The sequence below is a fragment of the Cryobacterium algoricola genome (assembly GCF_004402485.1).
Classification (GTDB): Bacteria; Actinomycetota; Actinomycetes; order Actinomycetales; family Microbacteriaceae; genus Cryobacterium; species Cryobacterium algoricola.
In genome coordinates, this window is the sequence record NZ_SOFG01000015.1 from 24,269 (window position 1) to 38,034 (window position 13,766).

The 13,766-nt window shown below is 70.1% G+C and carries 10 protein-coding genes; 2 read left to right on the top strand and 8 right to left on the bottom strand.

The annotated features are described in order from the left end of the window. Positions 1–3: 3 nt before the first annotated feature. The 7 genes from E3O44_RS12195 to E3O44_RS12225 form a co-directional block, all read right to left on the bottom strand. On the bottom strand, positions 4–882 hold the full coding sequence (locus E3O44_RS12195) for an ABC-2 transporter permease (protein ID WP_134535051.1): 879 nt from the start codon (positions 880–882) through the stop codon (positions 4–6). Next, entirely contained in the window at positions 879–1,892 is a 1,014-nt protein-coding gene (locus E3O44_RS12200) for an ABC transporter ATP-binding protein (protein ID WP_134535052.1), read from the bottom strand. Before E3O44_RS12200 ends, E3O44_RS12195 begins: the two co-directional genes overlap by 4 nt. Positions 1,893–2,043: 151 nt before the next feature. Then, positions 2,044–4,140: an acyl-CoA dehydrogenase family protein gene (locus E3O44_RS12205; RefSeq protein ID WP_134535053.1), complete on the bottom strand. Its 2,097-nt coding sequence runs from the start codon at positions 4,138–4,140 to the stop codon at positions 2,044–2,046. A gap of 224 nt (positions 4,141–4,364) precedes the next feature. Then, positions 4,365–6,398: a DNA helicase RecQ gene (gene recQ / locus E3O44_RS12210; protein WP_241976300.1), complete on the bottom strand. Its 2,034-nt coding sequence runs from the start codon at positions 6,396–6,398 to the stop codon at positions 4,365–4,367. A gap of 137 nt (positions 6,399–6,535) precedes the next feature. Next, on the bottom strand, positions 6,536–7,153 hold the full coding sequence (locus E3O44_RS12215) for a copper resistance CopC family protein (RefSeq protein ID WP_134535054.1): 618 nt from the start codon (positions 7,151–7,153) through the stop codon (positions 6,536–6,538). 9 nt (positions 7,154–7,162) lie between these two features. Further along, complete coding sequence (locus E3O44_RS12220; RefSeq protein WP_134535055.1) at positions 7,163–7,879, bottom strand: YcnI family copper-binding membrane protein; 717 nt, start codon at positions 7,877–7,879, stop codon at positions 7,163–7,165. 100 nt (positions 7,880–7,979) lie between these two features. Further along, positions 7,980–8,657, bottom strand: a complete 678-nt coding sequence (locus E3O44_RS12225; RefSeq protein ID WP_134535056.1) for a hypothetical protein — start codon at positions 8,655–8,657, stop codon at positions 7,980–7,982. A 107-nt stretch (positions 8,658–8,764) separates the two neighbouring features. On the opposite strand from E3O44_RS12225, the gene E3O44_RS12230 reads away from it, so the two are divergent. Next, positions 8,765–9,796, top strand: a complete 1,032-nt coding sequence (locus E3O44_RS12230) for an EamA family transporter (RefSeq protein WP_241976301.1) — start codon at positions 8,765–8,767, stop codon at positions 9,794–9,796. 204 nt (positions 9,797–10,000) lie between these two features. Here the strand turns inward: E3O44_RS12230 and E3O44_RS12235 are convergent, their stop codons facing one another. Next, positions 10,001–12,262: a DEAD/DEAH box helicase gene (locus tag E3O44_RS12235; protein WP_134535057.1), complete on the bottom strand. Its 2,262-nt coding sequence runs from the start codon at positions 12,260–12,262 to the stop codon at positions 10,001–10,003. Positions 12,263–12,582: 320 nt separating this feature from the next. Here E3O44_RS12235 and E3O44_RS12240 point away from each other — a divergent pair, with 320 nt between their 5' ends. Then, positions 12,583–13,707, top strand: coding sequence for an FUSC family protein (locus E3O44_RS12240; protein ID WP_134535058.1), 1,125 nt, complete (start codon positions 12,583–12,585; stop codon positions 13,705–13,707). Positions 13,708–13,766 lie beyond the last annotated feature (59 nt).

The following is a 13,766-nucleotide window of genomic DNA, read 5'->3' on the forward strand; positions in this document are numbered from 1 at the left end:
CGGTCACGCGTCGCGGCGCTTGAGCAGCACCGCGGCGGAGCCGAGGCTCACGATGACCCAGACGAGGACGATGATCAGGTCGACCGTCCAGTCGAGCGGCACCTGGGCGAACTGGATCAGGCCGAACATGCTGACTCCCGCGGAGGAGATCAGGTACGGGAGCACGTCGGTCGCCCACGTGGCCGGGATCATCTGGAGCACGACCGGGAGGAGCAGGATCACGCCGAGCGCGACCGCGATGCTGCCGGCCCCGCTCCGCACGATCGTGCCGATGCCGAGTGCGAACACCGCGACGAGCGCCAGGTACAGCGCACCACCGAGCACGGGGAAGATGACCTCGGGGGCGAAGAGGCTCGCGTGCAGGCCCTGGCCGTTCGCGATCGCGACCGTGACGGCGTAGGCGGCGATGTTGCTGACGAGGCCGGCGACGAAGGTCGTGACGAACAGCACGAGGGCCTTCGCCCAGAGCGCCGGGAGGCGCTTCGGCACCGCAGTCAGGGTGGACCGGATCATGCCCGTCGTGAACTCGCCGGTAACGACGAGCACGCCGAGCACGGCGACGATGAGCTGGCCGAAGAACACGCCGAAGGTCGAGGCCTGCGCCACGAACCGGGCCTGGTCGGTGCCCGGAACCGTCGCGATGTCGGTCCCGGCGAGGTCGAGCCCGAATGCCATGATCGCGGCAAGGCCCATCGACACGACGAGCAGCACGGCGAAGCACCAGATCGTCGAGCGCACGGTGCTGAGCTTGATCCACTCCGAGCGGATGATGCCGATCGCGTTGAGGTGCGGACCGGTCGGTGTCGACGCGGGCACGAATTCCGTGCCGATGTCGGCGAGGGTCTCCGGGGTGCCGGCAGCCAGGGTCGTGGGCGTGCTCATCGTGCTGCCTCCTGCAGTTCGGTCTCGCGCGGATCGTCGTTCGCTGCGGCATCCGCTGCGGCATCTGTCGTGTCGGAATCGTCGTCGCCGAATTCGTCGTCGCCGGTGCCGCCGGTGCGGTACTCGACCTCGTTCTTGGTGAGGGACATGTACGCGTCCTCGAGGGATGCGGTCAGGCTCGTGAGTTCGTGCAGCGCGACGCCGGCCGCTGCGGCCTGGTCGCCGATCTCGGCGGCCGTGATACCCGAGATCTGGAGCACGTCCTGTTCGAGGTTCACGACGGTGACCCCGGCCTGCGCGAGCAGGGTGGCGAGTCTGGTCGCCTGCGGGCTGCGCACGCGGACGGTCGCTCCGCCGGCCTGGCCGATGATCTCGGACACGGGAGCGTCGGCGATGACCCGGCCACGGCCGAGCATGATGATGTGGTCGGCGGTGAGCGCCATCTCACTCATCAGGTGCGAGGAGAGCAGCACGGTGCGGCCTTCGCCGGCGAGGTGCCGCATCAGCTTGCGCACCCACAGCACGCCCTCGGGGTCGAGCCCGTTGACGGGTTCGTCGAGGATCAGGATGCCCGGGTCGCCGAGGAGCGCGGCGGCGATTCCGAGGCGCTGGCCCATGCCGAGGGAGAAACCGCCGACGCGCTTGCGGGCGACGGAGGTGAGGCCGGTGAGCTCGATCACGTCGTCGACGCGGCTCGTCGGGATGTTGTGGGTCGCGGCCATCGCGAGCAGGTGGTTGCGCGCCGAGCGGCCGGTGTGGATCGCCTTCGCGTCGAGCAGCACGCCGACCTCACGGAGCGGGGCGCGGAGGTCCTGGTAGCGCTGCCCGTTGACGAGGACCGTGCCGGAGTCCGGCCGGTCGAGGCCGACGATCATCCGCATTGTCGTGGTCTTGCCCGCGCCGTTCGGGCCGAGCAGGCCCGTCACGGTTCCGGGCTGGATGGTGAAGTCGATCGCGTCGACCGCGACCTTGCTTCCGTAGCGTTTGGTCAGGGACTGTGCCTGAATCATCCGTCTCCTCATTCGCATCGTTGGCGGGGCCGGACGTCGGTGGACGTCGGCCCCGCACTCACGATACGCAGGGCGCCTCTCGGGGCGCATCGGCCGAACGGATGCTTACCGGCCGTTGCGCGTGGTACCCCGGTACGACAACCGGGCGCCGCTACTTCTTGCGGGACGCCTTCTCATCTGCCGGGGCGTTGCCGGAGGCGCGGAGCGCGGTGTAGTAGTCGCGGGCCTCGTCCTGGCGTTCCTGCTCCGCTCCGGAGGCGATCTTCGCGCGCAGGTGCTCGGGGCTGTACCCGAACGAGTCCACGAGGTCCTGGGCGAAGGGGCGCAGGCGGGCGATGATCCGGTCGATGTACGCCGTGACCGACTGGGCACGCTGCGCGGACAGGCGTCCGTTGATCAGGTACCAGGCGAGGTGCTTCTCGACGAGTCCGAGCCCGAACAGGTCGCGCAGCCAGGTCAGCACCTGCTTGTTGCCGGCATCCGTCGTGTGCTCGACGGCGCGGGTGAAGGCCTCCCACTGCAGGAGCTCGCCGTGCGCGCGGGCCGCCTCGATGAGTTCGTCCTGGTGCGAGTTGAACAGGTCGGCGGACTGCTGCGGGGACAGCTTGCTCGCCGGGCGGAGCTTGCCGGCGATGTCGCGGATCATGGTCTCGACCCGGTCGGTGAGCAGCTCCCGTTGCACGTTCGTCTCGCGGAGCTGGCCGACCGATCGCGCGGTCGAACCGAAGTCGGCGACGGCCTGGCCGAGGGTGCGGAGGCCGGTGTTGTGCAGGGCACGGTCGGTGGCCTGCTGCACGACGTAGCGGGCGAGGACCCCGCTGCCGGCGTCGGCGAACTTGCGGCTGAAGTCGGTGAGGAGCCGCTTGGCGACGAGCTGGAGCAGGACGGTGTTGTCGCCCTCGAAGGTCACGTAGACGTCGAGGTCGGCGCGGAGGCCGACGAGGCGGTTCTCGGCGAGGAAGCCGGCGCCGCCGCAGGCCTCGCGGGCCTCCTGGATGGTGTCCAGTGCTGCCCAGCTCGAGAGCGGCTTGAGGGCTGCGGCGAGGGTTTCCAGGTCCTGGCGGTCGGCATCCGTGTCTGCGACGCCGCTGAAGACCTTGTCGAAGGCGACCAGGAACTCGTCGTGGGCGAAGGTCTGCGCGTAGGTCGTCGCGATGCGCGGCAGGAGTCGGCGCTGGTGGCGCTGGTAGTCGAGGATGACCTGTTCGGCCTCGCCGCCGGCGGTGAACTGGCGGCGCTGGCTGCCGTAGGTGACGGCGATGGTGAGGGCCATGGCGGATGCCTGGGTCGCGGCCCCGTCGAGGGACACCCGGCCCTGCACGAGGGTTCCGAGCATCGTGAAGAACCGGCGGCCGGGGCTCGAGATGGCACTCGAGTACGTGCCGTCTTCGGCGACGTCGCCGTAGCGGTTGAGCAGGTTCTCGCGGGGGATGCGGACGTGGTCGAAGGCGAGCCTGCCGTTGTCGATGCCGTTGAGGCCGCCCTTGAGGCCGTCGTCCTCGCCGCTGACGCCGGGCAGGAAGGCGCCGGTCTCGTCGCGGAGGGGCATCCAGAAGGCGTGGACGCCGTGGTTGACGCCGCCCGTGATGAGCTGGGCGAAGAGCACGGCCGCGATGCCGTCGTTCGCGGCGTTGCCGAGGTAGTCCTTCCAGGCAGCGCGGAACGGGGTGTGTACGACGAATTCCTGGGTCTCCGGGTCGTAGGTCGCCGTGGTAGCGATGCTCGCGACGTCGGAGCCGTGGCCGGTCTCGGTCATCGCGAAGACGCCGGGGGTGGCGAGGCTCATGATGCCGGGCAGGTAGGCGTCGTGGTGCGTGCGGGTGCCGAGGTGCATCACGGCGGAGCCGAAGAGGCCCCACTGTACGCCGGCCTTGATCTGCAGGCTCGGGTCGGCGGTGACGAGTTCTTCGAACCCGGCGATGTTGCCGCCGTGGTTGTCTTCGCCGCCGAGGTGCACCGGGAAGGCGCGGTGTACGTGGCCCTCCGCGGCGAGGAGCTTCAGCTGCTCGAGCACGCGCAGACGGTGCTCGGCCATCGAGAGGCCGGGTACACCCTGGAGCTCGGGGCGGGCGGTGAGCTTTCGGGCCTCGATCCGGATCTCCGGCCAGCTGCCGAGCAACTGGCGGCTGAGCGCCGCGACGTTGATCGAGGGAACCGGGGTGAAGGTGCCGGTGGGGGCGGGTTTAGGGGCGACCGGGGAGGGCGTCGCCGGTGTCAGAGGTGCGGAGCGCTGGGCAGTGTCAACCATCGTTGGTCCTTTGTTCTCGCTCGAACTCGAAATTTTCTACGCGGACGTTGTCTACAGAGATTTTTTGCAGGCAGAATTTTTCTACACACTAGGGCGGGTCGGCGAGGGCCGGAAATAGTGCATGACGAGGCTACAAAGGCGGGTGCCGCGCCCGGCATCCGCCTTGTAGCTTTCCACAGGTGCCGCGCCCGAACGAGTGCCCTTAGGCACAAAGGCGAGAAATCCTAAGCGGATGCCGCGGCGACGACCTCGAGGACGCCTTCCCCGTAGGCCTCGAGTTTCTTGGCGCCGACCCCGGAGATGCCGTCGAGGTCGCCGACGCTGCCGGGGTTCGCGACGGCGATCGCGATCAGGGTCGCGTCGCCGAAGACGATGTACGCGGGAACGCCCTGCTCCTTCGACACGGCCGAGCGCCAGGCCCGGAGTGCCTGGAACAGCGCCTCCTGCTGCGGGGTGAGATCGGCGGCCGCGGCCTTCGCGGCGCCGGTGCGGGCGGAGGACGTCGACCGGGCGGCGCGCTCGGGTTCGCTGCGGAGTTCGACGGTGCGGTGGCCGCCGAGCACCTCGGTGGCGACCGGGGTGAGCACGAGGGTGCCGTATTCGCCGGAGGTGGCGAGGATGCCCTGGGCGAGCAGCTGGCGCACGACGCCGCGCCACTGCTGGTCGGACAGGTCGGCGCCGATGCCCCAGGTCGCGAGCTGTTCGTGGTGGTGCTGGGTGGTGCGCGGGGTGGTCTTGCCGCGGAGGATGTCGACGATCTGGCCGGCGCCGAAACGTTGGTTGCGCTCGCGGAGCAGCCGCACGATGGTGGAGAGCAGTTTCTGGGCCGGCACGGTGCCGTCCCAGCCGACGGGCGGTTCGAGGCAGGTGTCGCAGTTGCCGCAGGGTTCGCTCGCCTGGCCGAAGTAGCGCAGCAGGTTGACCCTGCGGCAGTGCACCGTCTCGCAGAGGGCGAGCATGGCGTCGAGGTGGGCGGAGAGCTTGCGGCGGTGGGCGAGGTCGCCGGGCGACTCGTCGATCATGCGGCGCTGCTGCACGACGTCCTGCAGGCCGTAGGCGAGCCAGCCGGTCGAGGGCAGGCCGTCGCGGCCGGCGCGGCCGGTCTCCTGGTAGTAGCCCTCGACGGACTTCGGCAGGTCGATGTGGGCGACGAAGCGCACGTCGGGCTTGTCGATGCCCATGCCGAACGCGATCGTCGCGACGATGATCACGCCCTCCTCGCGGAGGAACCGGGACTGGTTGCGGGCGCGCACGGCCTGGTCGAGGCCGGCGTGGTACGGCAGGGCGTTGAGGCCGTTGGCGCGCAGGAATTCGGCGGTCGCCTCGACGCTCTTGCGGCTGAGCGCGTAGACGATCCCGGCATCGTGCGGGTGCTCCGTCTTGATGAAGGAGAGCAGTTGCTTGCGGGGTTCGGCCTTCGCGACGATCCGGTACTGGATGTTCGGACGGTCGAAGCTCGCGACGAAGTGCCGCGCGCCCTCGAGTTGCAGGCGCTGGGTGAGTTCTTGGTGCGTCGCATCCGTCGCCGTGGCGGTGAGGGCGATGCGCGGCACGTCGGGCCAGCGGTCGGCGAGCTCGGACAGGGCGAGGTAGTCGGGGCGGAAGTCGTGGCCCCACTGCGAGACGCAGTGGGCCTCGTCGATGGCGAAGAGCGCGATGGTGCCGCGCTCGAGGAAGCGCTTGGTGGCCTCGGAGGAGAGTCGTTCGGGGGCGACGTAGAGCAAGTCGAGGTTGCCGGCGAGGTAGTCGCGTTCGACACGGGAGCGTTCGGCGGAATCCTGGCTCGAGTTGAGGAATTCGGCGCGGACACCGACGGCAGTGAGGGCGTCGACCTGGTCTTGCATGAGGGCGATCAACGGGGAGATGACGATGCCGGTGCCCTCGCGCACGAGGGACGGGATCTGGTAACAGAGGCTCTTGCCGCCGCCGGTGGGCATCAGGACGACGGCGTCGCCGCCCCCGATGACCTGGTCGATGATGGCGGCCTGCTCGCCGCGGAACGAGTCGTAGCCGAACACCGTACGGAGCGCATCCGCTGCGGTCGCGAACTTCGCGGTGGCGCGGCGGGGCGGGGCGGATGCCTGTGCGAACGCGCCCGCGGATGCCGCGCGCCGCGGGGCACCGGCTCCCGGGCCAGAGTCCTGCCCGTCGCCCGCTCCGTAGTCCGGGGGCGGCGGAGCGTCGTAGTCCTCCGGCGCATCGCGGTCGTCGGGCACCCACTCGTCCGGTTCACGGGGCAGTTCGGCAGTCCAACTCACCCCGCGAGTCTACCGGCGACCCCGGACACCCTCGCCGGCTTTCCCCACCCCGCCCATCCCGCGAGAGTACGAAAAGTGCCCCTTCCCGCAGCGGGAAGGGGCACTTTCTCCGCTCTCGCGGCAATGGGTGGGGCGGGTTAGGGGGTGGGGCGGCGGCGGGTGAGGAGGAGGGTGGCGGCTACGGCGACGATGACGGCAGCGGCCGCGCCGCCGATCCAGAGCAGGTCGGTGGGGGCGACCGCGCCTTGCGCGGCGCCGGAGGGGGCGGATGCTGCGGGGGTGTCCGTGGGGGTGGTCGTGCCGCAGGTCGGGGCGGCGGCGAGGCCCGGCGCCAGGACCTGGCCGGCTGCGGGCTGCCACGTGAAGGTGTAGCTGCCCGAGACGGGGTGCCCGTCGGTCGAGACGACCTGCCAGGTCACGGTGTACTCCCCCGGCTGGCCGAGCTGGGCCGTGGTCTCGAGTTTCGCGCCGAACAGGGTGATGCAGCCGTCGCCGTAATAGAGAGGTGCGTCGGTCGGACCGCTGATCCGCATGGCGTTGCCGGTTCCGGTGCCGTCGAGGTTCAGCAGGGTGTCGTTCGTGGTCACGGTGAAGTGGCCCGGCTGCTCGGTCACGACCGAGTTCTCCGCGGGCGCGTAACCGACCGGGTAGTTGTGCGCGGATGCCGGGGCGGCGGAGAACCCCAGCGCCGCGGCAACCACGGCCGCGACGCCGAGCGCGCGCAGGGACCAGTCGCGGACGTGGTTGCGTCGCATGGTTCTCTCCTAGGCCGAGTGCTTGCGGCGGGCGGTGATCGCGAGCACGAGCCCGACGACGCCGACGACGAGTCCGCCGACTCCGAGCACCCGGGCGAGCACGTCGGGGGCGGATGCCGAGGCAGCCGTCGCTTCGGAGCTCGCTTCGGTGGTGGTGTCGGTGTGGGCGGCGCCGTGCTCATCGGAGGCGACGGCCGCGGTGACCGCGATCGACGGCGCCGGGTGCTCCGGCTCGGCCTCCCCCTCGACGGTGTGCGCGTCCCAGTTCGTCGAACCGGTGACACAGGTCTGCACGACGGGGAACTCGAGGGTCGTGCCCGCGGCATCCGCCGGCAGCATCAGGCTGAGGTCGAAGGTCGTGCGCAGGCCATCGGCCATCGGGGTGATCGCCGTGTACACGACGCCACCGATGCGGGTCGTGATCGAGTTGCCGTCGTCGTCGGTGATCGGGGTCGCGAGCGGGGTCTCGGTCTTCGCGACCGTCCAGAGCGGGTTGACGGTCGGCGTCACGCTCGCGATGCTCTCCGGGATCGCGATGCTGATGGAGGTCGTCGGCGAGCCTGTGCAGCCGTGCGGGAGCGCGAAGCTCAGCACGGTGTACGAGCCGGCCGCGGCCGACGACGGGTCGATCTCGATGTGCGCGCTCGCGGAGAGCGGGGCGGCGAGGGCGAGAATGCCGCCGGCGAGCAGGGCGGATGCCGCGAGGGCGGTGGTCTTGAACGTCACTGTGGTTCCTTAGATGGTTGGCGCCGCCGAACGACCGGGGCATCGGGCTGCAGCGCACGCGACTGCCCCTGGTTCGGAGCGAAAAGCAAAACGGTCTGGTCTAGGCGAATCGCAGGGTCGCCGGCGGGCCGCGGTGCCGCATCACGGACAGGGAAACCAGGAGTTTGCGGGGCAAGACGATGCGGGCCAGTGCGGGGGCGCTGTGCCCGGTGCGCGCGCGGACCGGCAGGGCGCGGGAGACCAGAATCCTGCGGACGACCAACCGCGCACTCGCGACGAGGACTCCGAGCGCGCGCGTACCGTGCCGCAGTGCGACGATCGTCACCACGGCCGCCAGGAGGTGCGCAAGCCACATCAGCGCCGCGTCGAGGGGGGCCGCGGACATGCCGGCCATCGACGGGGCCGAATGAGCATCGGACAGGCCGGGCGCGGTCGTCGCCCCCGACTGCACCGCGAGCAAAGCGGAACCGGCCGCGTGGCTGTGGGCGGGCAGGGTGCCGGCCAGGGCATCCGCCCGGAGGGAACCGCCGGACGCGCCGAGGGAGAACAGACCGTGGAAGATCAGCTGGCTCGCGAGCACGGCTGTCGCGGTGCGCCAGAGGGAGCGAGTGCCGCCGGACAGGCCTACGCAGACGATGCCGGCGAAGGCGAGGGAGACGACGACGGGGAGGAGACCGGGGGTCGCGCCACCGCCGAGGGTGTGCGAGAGGGCCGCGACGAAGGTCGCGAAACCCGCGATCGCCCAGCCGCGGACGAAGCGCGTCCAGCGTGCGGTCATTGTCCCTCCTTCGGCCGTATGGCTCCCACCATACCGGTGCCGGAATCGGCACCGGTGCCCGGGAAGTGTGCAGGCCTGTGCCGGCGCGCGGCACTCGCCTAGGCTGGATGCCTATGCTCACCGCCCTGGTCGGACTCGCCGGCGCCCTCATCTACGGGAGCGCCGACTTTCTCGGCGGTCTCGCGGCCAAGCGGCTCAGCTCGGTGCTCGTGACCGCGATCGCGGCGAGCTCCGGGCTGGTCGTCCTGCTCGGTGCCCTGCCGTTCGTCGGCGGCGTCTGGTCGCCGGATGCCGTGCTCTGGGGCGCACTCTCCGGCGTGACCGGGGCGATCGCGATCTCCCTGCTGTACGCGTGCCTCGCGATCGGTCCGATGAGCATCCTCTCGCCCCTGACCGCCGTGGTCTCGGCGGTCGTGCCGATGACCGCCGGCCTCGTCGGCGGCGAGCGTCTCGCCCCGGTCGGATACGCCGCCCTCGGCCTCGCCCTCGTCGCGGTCGTGCTCGTCGGCTTCGTACCGGAGAAAGGCGCGGTTCGGCCGACGACGCTCGGGTTGCTGATGGCGATCGGGTCCGGCATCATGATCGGCGCGTTCCTGATCCTGATCGACCTGACGCCCGACGACAGCGGACTCGTGCCGCTCGTGCTCAATCGGGCGGTCAACGCCGCGATCATGTTCTCGATCGTGGGCGTGCTCGCCATCGTCGCCGCGCGTCGGCGGCGGGTGCTCGCCGGGGTCGGCGCGACCGGCGGCGATGCGAGCGGAATGAGCAGCAGCGTGGGCAGCAGCGCCGGCCGTGTCGGGAGCGATGCCGCCTCCGGCTTCGAGGCCACGGATGCTGTGGCTCGCGCAACAGACCCGGCCGCGTTTCCCGAGCACACCGGCCGGCGCACCCGGTCCACCCTCACGATCGGCCTCACACTGGCCGCGGTCTGCGGTGTCATCGACGTCGCGGCGAACCTGCTTCTGCTCATCGGGATCCGGATCGGGGACCTCAGCGTGATCAGCGTGCTGACCGCGATGTACCCGGCCGGGACGATCCTGCTGGCTGCGGTCGTGCTCAAGGAACGGATCGCACCCGTGCAGTGGGTCGGCCTCGGTCTCGCGCTCGCGGCGGCCGCGATGCTCGCACTCGCCTGACCCGCGGCATCCGCTCACCCACGCCACGCGCCGCGCCGCCCTGCCCCCGCCGCCCTTCCCCCGCCGCGCCCACCGTGAGGTGTCGCGAATCGAGGTTCATCCGCCCCAGGGAACCTCGATGTGCGACACCTCAGCGGGGAAGGGCGGGGTTAACGAGCGCAGGGCACCCACCGGATGGTGGATGCCCTGCGGGTGGTGCGAGTGTTACAGGCCGGCGAGCTCGCGCACGGCCGCGTCGCCGGGGGCGGCGTTCATGAAGCTGGCTTCGATGTCGGCACGCTCGAGGAGCTCGTCCATGCGACGACGACGCTGCTTCGGGATGAGCGTGACGACGGTGCCGGACTTGCCTGCACGGCCGGTACGACCGGAGCGGTGCAGGTACGTCTTGTACTCGTCGGGGGCATCGGCCTGGATGACCAGGTCGATGTCGTCCACGTGGATGCCGCGGGCCGCGACATCCGTTGCCACCAGCACGTTGACGCGACCGCTGGTCAGCATCTGCAGGTTGCGGGTACGGCGGGCCTGGTTCAGGTCGCCGTGCAGGCTCGTCGCCTTCACGCCGGCGTCTTCGAGCTGCTCGGCGAGCTGCTCGGCGTACGCACGGGTGCGGGAGAAGATGAGCGTCTTGCCCTGGCGGTCGACGAGCTGGCCGATGATGGCGCTCTTGTCGCGGTGCTCGATGACGAGGACCTTGTGGTCGATCGTGGAGGAGGCCTGGTCTTCACCGGCGACCTCGTGGACGGCCGGGTTCGTCAGGAACTCCTTGACGAGCGAGGCGACACCCTTGTCGAGGGTTGCCGAGAAGAGCAGCTTCTGGCCGCCCTTCTTGGTCTGACGCAGGATGCGCTGGACGGGCTCGAGGAAGCCCAGGTCGCACATGTAGTCGGCCTCGTCGAGGACGGTGACGACAACCTCGCTGAGGTCGAGGCGACCCTGTTCGATGAGGTCCTCGATGCGACCGGCGGTGCCGATGATGATGTCCACGCCGCGCTGGAGGGCGCTGACCTGGCGGTACTGCGGAACGCCGCCGTAGATCTGGGTGGTGAAGAGGCCGACGCTGCGGGCGATGGGCTGCACGGTGCGGTCGATCTGGAGGGCGAGCTCGCGGGTCGGGGCCAGGATGAGCGCGCGGGGCTTGCGGGCCATCTTGCGGTCCTTGGCGCCGTTGTTCTCCATCAGCTTCTCCACGAGGGGAGCGCCGAAGGCGATCGTCTTGCCGGAGCCGGTCTTGCCACGGCCGAGCACGTCGCGCCCGGCGAGCACGTCCGGGATGGTCGCGGCCTGGATCGGGAACGGGCTGGCGGCACCGAGGGCGCCGAGTTCGCGGACGATGTTCTCGCCCAGGCCCAGGTCGCCGAAGGTCACGCCGACAACTTCAGCTGCCGTGGTCGCGATGGCTTCGAGGCGCTCGAGGACGACGTCATCACCGGAGGCGAAGTGCGCCTTGGTGTCGCGGCTCGGGTAGAAGTTGCTGGAGTGGCCGCCGTCGTCGTGCGCGGAACGGTTGCTGCGGTCGGAGTGCGAGCGGTCGGGACGGTCACCGTAGGAAGGACGGTCGGACCTCTCGGTGCGAGCCGCACGGTCGGGACGGTCACCGTAGGAGGGACGCTCGGTGCGGGCCGGACGGTCGCCATAGGACGGGCGGTCGGAGTGCGAACGCTCGGGACGGTCACCGTACGAGGGACGCTCGGTGCGGGCCGGACGGTCGCCGTAGGACGGACGGTCGTTGCTGCGGGCGGGACGGTCACCGTAGGACGGACGGTCGTTGTTGTACGCCGGACGGTCAGTGCGGGGACGGTCGTTGTTGTACGCGGGACGGTCGTTGCTGCGGGCGGGACGGTCTCCGTAGGACGGACGGTCGTTGTTGTACGCCGGACGGTCGGTACGGGGACGGTCGCTGTTGTACGCAGGACGGTCGTTGCTGCGGGCCGGACGGTCACCGTAGGACGGACGGTCCTTGTTGTAGGCCGGACGGTCGTTGCTGCGGGCCGGACGGTCACCGTAGGACGGACGGTCGTTGTTGTACGACGGACGGTCCGTACGGGGACGGTCGCTGTTGTACGACGGGCGCTCCGAGCGGGCGTTGTACGTCGGGCGATCGGTGTTGCTGTGCGTCGGGCGATCGGTGCGCGAGGCTCCGTTGTACGACGGACGGTCGTTGTTGTAGGACGGGCGGTCGTTGCCGCGGGCCGGCCGGTCACCATAGGCGGGACGGTCGTTGCTGCGGGCCGGACGGTCACCGTAGGCCGGGCGGTCGTTGGCGGGGCGTCCCGCGGCGCGGTCGGCGCGTTCGCCGGCGTTCCAGCGGGCCTTCTTGGGGGCGCCCGCATCGGCCTGGTAGCCGCGGTGACCCGGGCTCTTGCTGCCGTTGTTGGATCCTCCGCGGGATGGTCCGCCCTTGGCGGCATACTTCGGGTCGAAGTTCTTGTTGGATCGACTGACAGCCGGATTGTTGCTCGTAGGCATAGAAAATTCCTGGGTTGTATTGGGTACATGGCAGAACAACGACGCACACGCGTCGCAACCTGAGAACCCGGGCAGTCTATGGCCGGGGCCGTTCACATACAGTGATTTTTCACCAGCGGATTACTGGGAAACCGGCCCATCCTGACTTACAAACCCATCCGCGCATACAAGTGCACACGGTGTCAAGAGCCGACCTGACTACGTTACCGGATAGTCCCCCAAAAGTCACGGACGAGTTTCGGCACGCCCCTGGTTCGGTCGCACCTACCGGCAGAAGAACCGGTTCAGGCGGTACCGTGTCGTGACAGGAGGGGCCGCAGATGACGCAATCGGGCGTACGAAAGACCGTGCGACACGCGCCCCGGTGGGTGGGATCGCAGCTGAGCGCAGCACGGCTGCTGGCCGCGGCGAAGGCTGCCCTCGCCGTGGCGATCGCGTGGACGGTCGCCGGATACCTGCCGGGAGTCGCCAATGAGTACCCCTATTACGCGCCGCTCGGAGCGCTCGTCAGCATGTACCCGACACTGATGAGTTCCGTTCGGAACGCACTGCAGACTCTCGGCGGCCTCTTCGTCGCGATCGTGCTCGCGGGTGCGGTGCTGCTCGTGAGCGCACCGAACGTGCTGACCATATCGCTGGCCGTTGGCGTGGGCGCGCTCGTCGCCGCGACAGGGGTGTTCGGCGCGAACCGGGAGTACATCCCGGTGACGGCCCTGTTCGTACTCATCGTCGGAGGGCCGAACGCGGACGGGTACTCGATCGGCTACCTCGAGCAGATCTCCCTTGGTATCGTGATCGGCCTCGCGGTGAACCTCCTGATCCTGCCGCCGCTCACCCTCGACGCGGTCGGCCGCCAATTGTCGCACTACCGCGGCAGGCTCGCCGGCCACCTCTCCGACCTGGCCGAGGCGCTCACCGACACCTGGCCGCCTGAACGCGGCGACTGGGCGAGCCGCGGGGACGAACTCATCGCGCTGACGCGTGACGTTCACGATGCCCTGTTCCACGCGGAAGACAGCCGCAAGGGAAACCCTCGGGCCCGCATCCACCGACGCGACCTGGCCAGTGACCGGGACGACCTGGCCGCGCTCGAGACCGTCACGTTCCACGTGCGCGACATCACCGATGTGCTCGCCGGGGCCGCGTGGGGAGCACCGATCGCGCTCGAACTGCGTCCGGAGCTCAGGCCGTCACTCGGTCGCGCCCTGCTCGCGGTCGCTGCGGTGCTGACCGGGTGGGAGTCTGGCCGGGACGGAGAAGCAGTCCTGACGGACTCCGGCGCTTTCGAGACGGCCGAGACCGCCGTTGCCCAGCTGACGGCCGAGTTGGACACCCGGCAGGACGCCACTCCCGCGACGGCGATGGGCGCCGCGACCGCGATCTCGCTGGACCTGACCCGGATCCTCGCAGCCCTCCGCCCTCGACTGGCCCGGACCGCGACCTGATGTGGGCGGGGCCGGCGGATGCCCGAACCCGGCCTCCCGATGACGCCGCCCGGGAATCC

Coding starts and splice junctions, on each gene's coding strand:
- E3O44_RS12195 (WP_134535051.1), bottom strand. CDS start 882: ATGAGCACGCCCACGACCCTGGCTGCCGGCACCCCGGAGACCCTCGCC.
- E3O44_RS12200 (WP_134535052.1), bottom strand. CDS start 1,892: ATGATTCAGGCACAGTCCCTGACCAAACGCTACGGAAGCAAGGTCGCG.
- E3O44_RS12205 (WP_134535053.1), bottom strand. CDS start 4,140: ATGGTTGACACTGCCCAGCGCTCCGCACCTCTGACACCGGCGACGCCC.
- E3O44_RS12215 (WP_134535054.1), bottom strand. CDS start 7,153: ATGCGACGCAACCACGTCCGCGACTGGTCCCTGCGCGCGCTCGGCGTC.
- E3O44_RS12225 (WP_134535056.1), bottom strand. CDS start 8,657: ATGACCGCACGCTGGACGCGCTTCGTCCGCGGCTGGGCGATCGCGGGT.
- E3O44_RS12230 (WP_241976301.1), top strand. CDS start 8,765: ATGCCTATGCTCACCGCCCTGGTCGGACTCGCCGGCGCCCTCATCTAC.
- E3O44_RS12235 (WP_134535057.1), bottom strand. CDS start 12,262: ATGCCTACGAGCAACAATCCGGCTGTCAGTCGATCCAACAAGAACTTC.
- E3O44_RS12240 (WP_134535058.1), top strand. CDS start 12,583: ATGACGCAATCGGGCGTACGAAAGACCGTGCGACACGCGCCCCGGTGG.